Annotated in this window: 9 protein-coding genes and 1 pseudogene; 6 read left to right on the forward strand and 4 right to left on the reverse strand. The window is 57.2% G+C overall.

Annotated features, from left to right (window positions below):
* The first annotated feature begins 119 nt into the window (after window positions 1-119).
* From B2W52_RS01250 to B2W52_RS01265, 4 genes are all read left to right on the forward strand, one after another.
* Entirely contained in the window at window positions 120-2,045 is a 1,926-nt protein-coding gene (locus B2W52_RS01250; RefSeq protein ID WP_008177264.1) for a methyl-accepting chemotaxis protein, read from the forward strand.
* A gap of 126 nt (window positions 2,046-2,171) precedes the next feature.
* Window positions 2,172-3,746 carry an NADH-quinone oxidoreductase subunit L gene (locus tag B2W52_RS01255; RefSeq protein WP_286801028.1) on the forward strand — a complete coding sequence of 525 codons (1,575 nt, stop codon included), beginning with the start codon at window positions 2,172-2,174 and terminating at the stop codon, window positions 3,744-3,746.
* Window positions 3,746-6,109 carry a YbcC family protein gene (locus B2W52_RS01260; RefSeq protein ID WP_273071096.1) on the forward strand — a complete coding sequence of 788 codons (2,364 nt, stop codon included), beginning with the start codon at window positions 3,746-3,748 and terminating at the stop codon, window positions 6,107-6,109. Before B2W52_RS01255 ends, B2W52_RS01260 begins: the two co-directional genes overlap by 1 nt.
* A 13-nt stretch (window positions 6,110-6,122) precedes the next feature.
* Window positions 6,123-7,112, forward strand: coding sequence for an L-threonylcarbamoyladenylate synthase (locus tag B2W52_RS01265; RefSeq protein ID WP_008177259.1), 990 nt, complete (start codon window positions 6,123-6,125; stop codon window positions 7,110-7,112).
* Here B2W52_RS01265 and nei read toward each other — a convergent pair.
* Window positions 7,109-7,951: an endonuclease VIII gene (nei, locus tag B2W52_RS01270; protein WP_286801029.1), complete on the reverse strand. Its 843-nt coding sequence runs from the start codon at window positions 7,949-7,951 to the stop codon at window positions 7,109-7,111. The two genes, B2W52_RS01265 and nei, sit on opposite strands and share 4 nt — an antisense overlap.
* A gap of 170 nt (window positions 7,952-8,121) precedes the next feature.
* Here nei and B2W52_RS01275 point away from each other — a divergent pair, with 170 nt between their 5' ends.
* On the forward strand, window positions 8,122-8,508 hold the full coding sequence (locus B2W52_RS01275) for a hypothetical protein (RefSeq protein WP_008177257.1): 387 nt from the start codon (window positions 8,122-8,124) through the stop codon (window positions 8,506-8,508).
* A 29-nt stretch (window positions 8,509-8,537) separates the two neighbouring features.
* Here the strand turns inward: B2W52_RS01275 and B2W52_RS01280 are convergent, their stop codons facing one another.
* Together B2W52_RS01280 and B2W52_RS01285 are read right to left on the reverse strand one after the other, a co-directional pair.
* Window positions 8,538-8,825: a hypothetical protein gene (locus B2W52_RS01280; protein ID WP_273071099.1), complete on the reverse strand. Its 288-nt coding sequence runs from the start codon at window positions 8,823-8,825 to the stop codon at window positions 8,538-8,540.
* Window positions 8,826-8,914: 89 nt separating this feature from the next.
* Window positions 8,915-9,403: a hypothetical protein gene (locus tag B2W52_RS01285; protein WP_254775439.1), complete on the reverse strand. Its 489-nt coding sequence runs from the start codon at window positions 9,401-9,403 to the stop codon at window positions 8,915-8,917.
* A 298-nt stretch (window positions 9,404-9,701) separates the two neighbouring features.
* On the opposite strand from B2W52_RS01285, the gene B2W52_RS01290 reads away from it, so the two are divergent.
* On the forward strand, window positions 9,702-10,022 hold the full coding sequence (locus B2W52_RS01290) for a hypothetical protein (RefSeq protein WP_008177254.1): 321 nt from the start codon (window positions 9,702-9,704) through the stop codon (window positions 10,020-10,022).
* Between the two features lie 11 nt (window positions 10,023-10,033).
* Here the strand turns inward: B2W52_RS01290 and B2W52_RS01295 are convergent.
* Window positions 10,034-10,569: pseudogene (locus B2W52_RS01295) on the reverse strand (AMP-binding protein); the annotation flags it as partial.

Genomic DNA, 10,569 nt, shown 5'->3' on the forward strand with positions numbered 1-10,569 from the left:
GATTCACGAATGACGCAATAATGATTAAGGAAGCATCGATCCCGGCCGATATAAAAAAAGATCGCAGTAATTTGCGTGCTCCAATAGTCCGTAAAGCTTATAGATTCTGGGGAATCAGCATGTCTATCAGAAAACTGTTCATCGTCTCGATTGCCGCTGTTCTGCTGGTCATCGCAATACTCGCAAGCGTTGTGATCGCTTTAAACACGCAGAAAACGATCACGGCAGATGTCGCTGAAAGGCAGAGTGATCTTGTCGAGGAGATCACCGGAATGCTCTCCATCACCGACGAGCTCATGTCAAAACGGGTGAAGAATTCGCTGAATCTGCTCATTGAACGCGGCCAGCAACTCGGAGCCGCCAGGATCCAGGGAACCGAACCGGTCGCAGGCAAACCCGTTCCGGCACTGTTTCTCGGCGACACCATGATCAACAACAACTTTGACCTGGTGGATGGCATAACCGGGATCATGGACGGCACAGCCACTCTATTCGTCAGGGATGGACAGGACTTTGTCAGGGTTTCCACAAACGTAAAGAAAGACGATGGATCCCGTGCCATCGGCACCAAACTGAATATGGCGGGCGCGGCCGGGCAGGCCATTAGCCGGGGCGAAGCCTACTTCGGACAGGTCGATATTCTCGGCAATCCCTACCTCACCGCTTACAGCCCTATCCGTAACGCCTCAAACCAGATTATCGGCATCTGGTATGTGGGCTATTCAGCGGACCTTGAAGAACTTGAAGCGGCCATCACCTCATCCAGCCTGCTGGAAAGAGGATTTCTCGCCCTGGTGGACGACAAGAATCGACTGCGCATGCACTCCAGCTCCATTGAGTCCGATCCACTGCAAAACCTGCTGGAATCTGAGCCGGAAGACTGGAACCTTGCACGTACTGCGTTCGATGCCTGGGGGTACCAGATTATCACCGGCTACTCGGAAGACGAAGTGGCAGCCATGGTTCGCAATCAGACCATCAAGACGGTCATGGCAATTCTGATCGGCGGACTGGTGCTGATCGGCTGCCTGAGTGCCCTGGCACAACTGGTTGTGGCTCGACCTCTCCAAAAAATGATCGATGCCATCAACGACATTGCCAGCGGCGAAGGCGACCTGACGGTGAGGTTCAATGCAACCGGCAAGAGCGAATTGGACGTCATGGCCCAAGGCTTCGATCGCTTGCTAGACCGGTTACAAACTACAATTTCAGAAACCAAAAGATCCTCGGAAAGCCTGCTTGAGGCCTCGTCGAGTCTAAGGGGCATAGCATCAGACTCCGCCACCGTCGTCTCGCAACAAACCGAGGAGACCGAGCAGGTTGCAACCGCCATGAATGAGATGACAGCAACCGCTCAAACTGTTGCCGAAAGCGCCTCCAGGGCTGAAAACATTGCCAAAGAGGCGGATGGTCTGGCCGAAAGTGGCCAATCGCTCATTGCCAAAACCACGGCGAAAATACAGAGCCAGCTCGACAACAACCAGAGCTCAGTGCAAACCAGTGCTTCGCTGAGAGCTGCATCGGATAACATCGGCAATATTCTTTCCGTCATAGAAAACATTTCGGAACAGACTAATCTCCTGGCGCTTAATGCAGCGATTGAGGCAGCGCGAGCCGGAGAACACGGCAGAGGTTTTGCGGTGGTGTCAGACGAAGTCAGAAACCTGGCCCGTCGGACCCAGGAGTCCATCAAAGAGATCCAGGACCAGATCAATCACCTGCAGGAAGGCGTTGCCGGTGTTACCGACGTTATTGAGGTGGGCAGTCAGCTAGCAACTGAAACCAACGACATGATCCGCGAAACCGGCAACGCGATCGAGGCACTGCGCGAGGGCGTTCGAACCATTCGGGACACCAACATTGAAATGGCAAGCGCCGCCGAGCAGCAGAGCCAGGTTTCTGAGGACATCAACCAGCGCCTTGAGCACATTCGGCAAATGGCTGGTAGCAGCCAGGAGAACGCCGCATCAACCAATGAGGCGGCAGAAACGTTGAAGCAACTAGCGGAAAAACTGAAGTCTCAATTGGACTCTTACAGGACCTGACCCAGTTTCCATACCCGGCAATCATTCTTAAATAACGAACGAATCGATCGGATATATATATTTTTGTTCACAGCAAAAGCCTCGGATACTACGCGTATTAAATACTCCTGATTCCGAGGCCCTCGCATGTTCGATGTTCAGGCGATCGAATCCTTGTTCTCACTGCTGGTACCGCTGCTTTTCGGTGCCGGAGCAGTCGCGACCGGATTGGCAACCAACCAGAGCAACCTTCTCGCACGGTCATTGACCTTCAAGCTTGCCTTTGTATCGGCTTTGGCCGCCGCAATCGGAAGTTGGTGGTGGCCGGTCGATGGCGTCTGGTTCAGTCACGCGCCTCTGGCCTCAATCATGTTGCTGCTTATCACTTTGCTGGGAATGGTGCTGGGACGCTTCTCGGAGAGGTATCTTGCGGGGGATCCCGGCCAGCGCCGATTTATGATCTGGCTTCAGGTGATCCTCGCCAGCGTTGCCATGATCGCCATCACCAATCATTTGCTGGTGTTCCTCGTCAGCTGGATTGCCATCAGCGTAAGCCTGCACCAGTTGCTGATGTTCTTTCCTGATCGCCCGCGCGCCGCCCTGGCCGCGCACAAAAAATTCATCTTTGCGCGAATTGCGGAGTTCTGCCTGGCACTGGCGTTCCTTCTGCTTTATGTCCAGTACGACACGCCCTTTATTGATCGGATTCTGGTCCAGGTATCCGGTGCAACAGAGGTGCCCGCCGGCGCCCAGATCGCTGCGGTTTTGATGGCCGTGGCTGCTTTGCTCAAATGCGCACAGATGCCGTTCCACGGTTGGCTGATTCAGGTGGTGGAATCACCCACGCCGGTTTCTGCCCTGCTTCACGCTGGCGTTGTGAACCTTGGCGGTTTCCTGATGATTCTGATGGCACCGCTCATTTCAGAAGTAAGCGCCGCCCAGTGGCTGCTGCTTGCAGTGGCAGGGCCCACGGCGGTGTTTGCCAGCCTTGTTATGATGACCCGTATTTCCATCAAGGTAAGACTGGCCTGGTCAACCTGCTCCCAGATGGGCTGGATGCTGGTTGAGTGCGCTCTGGGGCTGTACGAGCTGGCGCTCCTGCATCTGGTTGCGCATTCCGCTTACAAGGCACACACCTTCCTGAACGCCGGCAATACCGTTGAGTTGTCGATGAAAAAACGCCTGGTTACCGTCAATGAGCCCGGGGCAAAACAGTGGCTGGCCGCTGCCGCCCTGGCCGGCCTGTTCATGCTGCCGACTGTTTTTCTGTCCAATGAGACCAGCACAGCACACATGTTTTCATGGCTTGTCCCGGGCATCGCCCTGACGATTCTGCTCTCAGAATTCCTGTCGGCCGGGGGCGGCGTTGTAACGGTCGGGCGTGGCCTGATTATCGGCGCCGCCTTCTGGGCATTGTACTGGCTTCAGAAAACCTTCTTCGGCATGGTGCTCGCCCCACCGGAGAGCCAGGCAAGCCTGCTGGAAGTGGTTTTTGTCGCGGCCCTTATCGCAATCCTGGTACGCGGCTACTACCAGATTCGCTACCACCGTTTCTCACCCGCAGGCGCCAGGCTTTACCGGTTCCTGTTCGCCGCGGGCTACCTCGATGAGTGGTCCACCCGTCTGACCCTGAAAATATGGCCTGCCAAACTGCCTGATGTCGTGCGGCCGCGAGCCGTGGTCAGCGTGTCTTCAACCTCTGGTTCCGGGGAGTCCGCATAATGTTAGCGTCGAGCCTTAATGCCACCACCGAAACAACCGCCGATGCACCAGATTGGCAGGCAGCTGTCACCGATGCCTGCGGGCGAATCGCGCCGTCGTGGCCACTGGATCAGATGATCGCGGTGAACCCATTCTGGGAAATGCGGGACCTGCCATTTACCAGGGTCGCCTCACGCATGGCGGCGCTGAATGGCACCTGCTGCCAGAACCAGGCTGCCCTTGGCGGCCGGGGCAATGGCCCGGCTGCTGCCGAGACCGCCAGCATGCCCGAACACTGGCAAAACCTCAGCGCCCAACTCGATCGCAATCGCGACACCGCCCATCAGGTGGGCTGGCAGGACGAAGTTGTGCACCAGATCAGCCAGTTTTGCGGCGACTATTTCCAGCGCCTGGATGCCGGTGATTTCAAGGCCGATGCCCAGGATCTCTATCACAGCTGGCTGGAAATGACCCGGGCTGACCGCGGCATTGCCATCGTCATGGGGGAACCGTCGCTGCCGTCCCAGTTCCAGGTCTTACCCGATCAACATGAAAAGCTGATAACCGACGCCCTCAATGCCCTCGCAGCGGAACCAGACTATGCACCGGACTATGCCCATGCACTCTTGCTGGACATCAACGGATGGTCATCCTGGGCCGCTTACCTGAGGTGGCAAGCGCGACTAAGTGGCCGCGAGGAGGATCTGCTGCCGGGTCTGCTGGCCATCCGACTAGCCTGGGAGCTCGCCATCTGGCGCCATGTGCAACACGTTGGCGGGGCCATCTTCGCCGAACTGAAACAGGGGTGGCTCAAACAGTGGTACGCCTGGCCAGAGATGCTGCAGACCCATGAACAATCTCAAACCACAGGCTGGCGCCAGCAAACAGAGGCTGAGTCGGCCTACCAGGCACAGCTGGCTGAAAAGCTTCTGACCAGGCCTGAAAATGAGTCGCAAGGGCATCAGCCACTCAAGCTACAGGCGGCATTCTGCATTGATGTTCGCTCGGAGGTCTATCGTCGCGCGCTGGAAGCCCAGAACCCCGCAATCCAGACCCTCGGGTTTGCCGGATTCTTCGGCCTCCCGATTTCGTATCGTCCCAAGGGCACCGACTTTTGCCGGCCGCAATTGCCGGGCTTGCTGGCGCCGGCGCTCGAGGTTACTGAGGCCGAACCTGCCGGCAGTTTCAGCCGGCAGTCATTAGCCAACCACTCCCACTGGTCACAGTTTTCCAACGCCGGCCCGGCGAGCTTCAGCTTTATCGAGAGCATGGGCCTGGCAGGTCTGGGACGCATGGTTCGCAAAACCTTTTTTGGCAAGTCCTCGGATAACCCGGTCGATCAACTCCATAAGGGACAGACCGAGTTCGAGATCCGCCAGAACGGGACCCTGCTGGGCGCTGCGGAGAAAGCGGAGTTGGCCGGGGGTATTCTCCGGGCCATGACCCTGACTCATGATTTTGCGCCCACCGTTCTCCTTGTTGGGCACGGCAGTAGTACGCGTAACAATCCCCATGCAGCGGGCCTCGACTGCGGCGCCTGCGGCGGACAGACCGGTTCGGTAAATGTTCGCGTACTTGCCGGCATCCTGAACGACAAGGACGTGCGTGCGGCCCTGGCTGAGCAGGGGATTTTGATCCCCTCCGAAACCCGGTTCGTGGGGGCACTGCATAACACAACCACCGACGAGGTCGAGTGCTCAGGTGATGTTCCCGACGAGATCCGGGGTTTCCTGGCCAATGCCGGCGCCCAGGCACGTCGTGAACGCGCCCTGCGGCTTGGTATCGCAAACGAGAGCGATGTTGACAGCGCCATCAAAAAGCGCAGCCAGGACTGGTCCGAAGTTCGGCCGGAATGGGGTCTTGCCGGCAACGCAAGCTTTATCGTGGCGCCTCGTTCGGCCACGCGACACCTGGACCTGGGTGGCCGCAGTTTCCTCCACGACTATCGCTGGCGCGAGGATGAAGGCTTCAACATCCTCGAACTGATCATGACCGCGCCCATGGTGGTCACCCACTGGATCAACCTTCAGTACTTCATGTCTGTTACCGACAATCTGCATTACGGTAGCGGCAACAAGGTCCTGCACAACGTGGTTGGCGGCCACCTGGGGGTTTTCGAGGGCAACGGCGGCGATTTGCGAATCGGTTTGCCGCTGCAGTCGGTACACGATGGCCAGCGTTGGGTTCACGAGCCCCTGCGCCTGAGCGTTTACCTGGCCGCACCGAAAGAAGCGATTGCCGAGATCGCCCGGAAACACAAGGTCGTAAAGGATTTGATCGGTAACGACTGGCTGTATCTGTTCCGGATCAACGACGAGCACACCTCGATAGAGCGTTTTTATCAGAATCAATGGCAAACTGTTGCCTGTGACTCCAATCGGTAAACCCTGAGACCTTATGCCCGCAACCATCAAGTTAGACGCGACCCAATCCGCTGACGTTGAGAAAGCCGCCAGCCTGCTTCTTGCCGGCCATCTCGTTGCTGTGCCCACCGAGACTGTCTATGGCCTCGCGGCCGACGCCAGCAACGAACAGGCGGTCAGAAAAGTGTTTGAAGCAAAGCAGCGCCCGGTCGGACACCCTCTGATCGTGCACGTTGCGTCACCTGACAGGGTCAGACTCTGGGTCGACCACCTGCCGGAGACCGCCAGGCAGCTGATCAAGGCATTCTGGCCGGGGCCACTCACACTGCTACTGCCAAAGAAAAGCGGCGTCAGCGATTTCATTACCGGCGGCAACCCGGGCGTGGCGGTCAGGATGCCGGCGCACCCGGCCACGCTGGCAACCATGGAGCAGCTCGGCCGGGATCTGGTTGCCCCATCTGCGAACCCCTATGGCAGGATCAGCCCGACCACCGCAGAGCACGTGCTCGCGGGCCTGTCCGGAAAGATCGAGGCGGTTCTGGATGGCGGGGACTGTTCAGTGGGCATTGAATCCACCATTGTCGACCTCACCGGCGACACGCCAGTTATCGCCCGGCCCGGGCAGATCGCACAGAGCGATATCGAAGCCTGCTTGGGAATCACGCTCGCCCCGGGCAAAAGCGCCAGTCAGGCGGTGCCGGGGAGCGTAAAGCGCCACTACCAGCCTGTTACGCCTACGGTTGGAGTGGCCACGGATCAATTCGCCCGGCTTCTGCCCGAAGTTACATCGGCAGGCGAAAAGATTGGCGTGATCTGGTGGCAGTCGCCCCCAGACGAGCGGGCATCCGAGGCCATTATGCTCAGCGCCGATCCGAACGAATACGCTCGCATGCTCTACACCGCCATGCACTCGATGGACAAGGCAAACGTCGATCGGATCGTGATTGAGCTTCCGCCCAGGGAAAGCCAATGGCTGGCCGTCCACGATCGGCTGGGACGGGCCTGTACCGAACAATTCGCCTAAGCCGGCGTGCCCTGGCATGCAGGGCAGTAATACAGGCGCCGGCTGGCCATCATGGTTTTAACTAGCGGCGACGCGCAATCGTGGCAGCGTTGGCCATCGCGGTTGAACACCATGTGTCGGCGCTGCCCGAACGTCCATCCTTCTTTTTTGAGCCGCTCTGCCCGCTCGGGCGGATTGGTGATGCCCTTCAACCGATAGGTTCGCTGAACCAGAGTCAGAATCGCCTCGGCCAATCTCGACTGCTGATCGGCGTCCAGATCACGAGGCCGTGCCCGCGGTGAAATCCCCGCCTCAAAGAGGATTTCCGAGCGAAGGTAATTACCGATTCCGGCAACGAACGCCTGGTCCAGCAGCAAACCACCCAGGTTCCGGCCCCGGAACCGCTTTTCATCAAACACAGCCAACAGTTGATCGACGCTGACATCCTGATTGAGAGGGTCCGGCCCCAGCCGTGACAGATAGGGCACCTCGCTCAATTCATCGGGCCGAATCAGTTGGATGTCGGAGTCGCTGTACAACCGGGCCGCTTTCTTCGGACCGATAATGGCAAATCGCAGTTGCCGGTTTGTACTCGGTTCCCGATCGGGTTTGCCCATGCGCCACTTGCCATACAGCTGGTTATGGCTGTAAACGCACCAAGGCCCGTCTTCATCTGTGGCCTCAAAAAACACCAACACGGCTTTGCTACGGGCCTCCACTCTCTCGACTCTGCGTCCCTGAAGGGCACGCTCGAAAGGCTTCAGGTGTTCAAAGGCAAAAAACACAGATTGCGCTGCCTTGCCGCCAACGGCCTTATGAATGTCATCGACCATGCGGCGTATTTCGGGACCTTCGGGCATACTCGTTTCCGCTCCTGACCGGTCTCTCTGCATCACGGGTAAGCTAAACCCTACGTTGCTTCCAGCAATTCGGAGTTGTCGGGTCACAAAGTTTTGCCCGGATCCAGGTAAGCCCTTTGCTCAACCTGCTCGTAGGTTCTGATGTATTCAACGTAAGAGCAAGGTGAGTCATGAAGGACACCAAGCTGGCTCTGTTCATCGCAGCAATCCTGATTGTGCTGGCGGCCGCGACGCGGGAGGAACCGTCTGCCTCTGAAAGCTGGGCGACGACCCGGGTTGTTCCTCTGGTCTTTGCAGAGGAGCTCGGCGCCGATCAATGGCCACCTTCGATGAGGGATCGTTTTCTGAACGATACGGAAAACCAGATCAGAATGAGTCAGCCTGACAGGGTAATGCGTGATGACCGCGGCCCCGATGAGTGGCTGCCGTCTTCAGGTCAATGCGATTACATGGGCAGGTTCATGGCGGTGATGGAGCGCTACCAGCTCCACCACCGCGAGCCCCATTGGCGGGACTGGCAAACGAAAAGGCAGCGCTGTTATACCCAGTTCCAGTAGAAGCAGCCTGACGTTCCGAAGCGGGATGCCTAGCGTTTGTCGTCTGGCCCAATCAGGTCAGACAGCTGCTTGCGAAGGGAATCAACATTTTCTTCACCGCTCTGTTTGAGTTCGTCCAGTTTTTTGCGGCCTTCCGAGATTTTATCTTCCACCGAGCGCACTGCATCGGAGGCGCTCTGCTGAATGTCAGCACTCGCCTTCTCGTTCTCGGCTTCAGCTTCTTTGGCTTTGGCCTTGGCTTTCAGGGAATCGGCTTGCTTTTCCCATTCTTCCAGCTGGGTTTCGGCCTTTTTGATCAATTCGTCTTTCAGTGACATAAATGCCTCCATTGCGCAAATAGCGAGCGATCGCCCATCCTCAAGAAATAAAAGTGGAAACGCAACCCGGACCCAACTGAATAGCTGCCTCAGTCCGATTTTGACGATTGATCCGAGCTATCGGACTCAGAACTGCCCTTGCGCTCGGGCTGCAATTCCTCTTCAACCCAGCGTCTCACCTGGTGTCGATCCTTCCGGCGCACCAGCTGCTCGCTGTGAATGTTCCGCGGGAAGATCTGGGGCCAACCCTCGTGGTTAAGAGAAAAGCTGCGCCGTACACCCACCGGATACTTCGTGGGCCCGTGGATCACGGCGGCCCGGATTTCAACGCCGGTGATGTCCTCGAACAGGTAATCGCTTTCGCTTTCTTCACTGCGACGTCCCAGGATGATGTTCCTGAACGAGCCCAGCACCAGATACCCACCGGGCTGTAACGGGCCCTGGCGCAGCACCTGATGCACGTTGGCATCATCCGCGCCGACACGGCGATAGTCGGTCACCGTCATGATTTTCTCTTCGCCCGCGCGGGTGTAGAGAACCACCTGCACACACTGCACGTGCACCGTTTCCTTGCCCATGTTCACCAGCAGACACAGGGCATCCGGGTTTTCGTTCTGGGCGTGATGAATAATAAGGTATGGGCGATTATTTCGTTTTTACTGCAGGAAAAACAGCTGGAAGTAGACAATCCAGACGATCGCCATGATTGCGCTGCTGACAGGCGCGATGTAATCCATTTATTAATTCCCTCCCGATTCCAACACTCCGAAAAGCCAGCTTGCTTTGAACCTTCCATACTCAACTGGATAACAGGATCCCAATCGGAGATAATAAACGCGATTATTTAACACCAGTGCCATTCGTTAGTCTCTGGTCATGACCATTTACAGCGTTATTCAATTAGTCATTTTTTCGGTTCTGTTGCTCAATACCGTGCACCTGATGCCAGCTTTTGGCCGCTGTCTGAAGGGTGCAGAATCGGCATTCCAGTCCGGGTATCTCTGCGCCATGCTCACCATGCGCCTGGCCCGCAACATTCTGGGCCTGATCCTGGTAACCGCCAGCACCGCGCCCAACCCGGAAATTCACGCCCTGGTGCCCAAGGGTATCCTGCTGTTCCTGGTTCTGGCACTCATTAACGCCGCCCTGACCCAGTACATGGAACGAATCCGGGTGGAAGAGGGCGCCCGTTTCTAGGCGCCTCGCTGTCAGGCGTAAAGCGACTCGATCACCTCGGTATATTTCTCGTAGATATTGCTCCGGCGGACTTTCATGGTCGCCGTTACCTCGTCATCGTCGTGGTCCAGTTCCTTCGTCAGCAAGTGGAAGCGTTTGATCTGCGCCACCTGTGGTAGCTGCTCGTTGCCCTTGTTTACTTCTGCCTGGATGAGGTCATTCACCTGCGGCTGCTCGGTCAGGCTCCGGAAGGTGGTGTAGGCAATGCGCTCCTGCTCTGCCCACTTTGCCACCGTATCGAAATCAATCTGGATCAGCGCAGACACATATTTTCTGGCCTCACCGATCACAATGCATTCCTTGATATAGGGACTGGCCTTGATGGTGTTTTCGATTTCCGTTGGTGAAAGATTCTTGCCGCCGGCGGTGATCATGATGTCTTTCAGACGGTCGACGATCTTTAGCTGGCCATCCCGCCATTCACCCACGTCACCGGTGTGCAGCCAGCCATCCTTCAAAGTTGAAGCCGTGGCCTCGTCGTTCTTGTAATACCCCTTGAACATGCTGG

The organism is Marinobacter sp. UBA2498 (assembly GCF_002341575.1).
Lineage (GTDB): Bacteria > Pseudomonadota > Gammaproteobacteria > Pseudomonadales > Oleiphilaceae > Marinobacter > Marinobacter manganoxydans.

Bases quoted from the DNA above. Each gene is read 5' to 3' on its own strand.
- B2W52_RS01275 (WP_008177257.1), top strand. From the start codon at position 8,122: ATGAAGGACACCAAGCTGGCTCTGTTCATCGCAGCAATCCTGATTGTG.
- nei (WP_286801029.1), bottom strand. From the start codon at position 7,951: ATGCCCGAAGGTCCCGAAATACGCCGCATGGTCGATGACATTCATAAG.
- B2W52_RS01255 (WP_286801028.1), top strand. From the start codon at position 2,172: ATGTTCGATGTTCAGGCGATCGAATCCTTGTTCTCACTGCTGGTACCG.
- B2W52_RS01250 (WP_008177264.1), top strand. From the start codon at position 120: ATGTCTATCAGAAAACTGTTCATCGTCTCGATTGCCGCTGTTCTGCTG.
- B2W52_RS01290 (WP_008177254.1), top strand. From the start codon at position 9,702: ATGACCATTTACAGCGTTATTCAATTAGTCATTTTTTCGGTTCTGTTG.
- B2W52_RS01280 (WP_273071099.1), bottom strand. From the start codon at position 8,825: ATGTCACTGAAAGACGAATTGATCAAAAAGGCCGAAACCCAGCTGGAA.
- B2W52_RS01285 (WP_254775439.1), bottom strand. From the start codon at position 9,403: ATGGGCAAGGAAACGGTGCACGTGCAGTGTGTGCAGGTGGTTCTCTAC.
- B2W52_RS01260 (WP_273071096.1), top strand. From the start codon at position 3,746: ATGTTAGCGTCGAGCCTTAATGCCACCACCGAAACAACCGCCGATGCA.
- B2W52_RS01265 (WP_008177259.1), top strand. From the start codon at position 6,123: ATGCCCGCAACCATCAAGTTAGACGCGACCCAATCCGCTGACGTTGAG.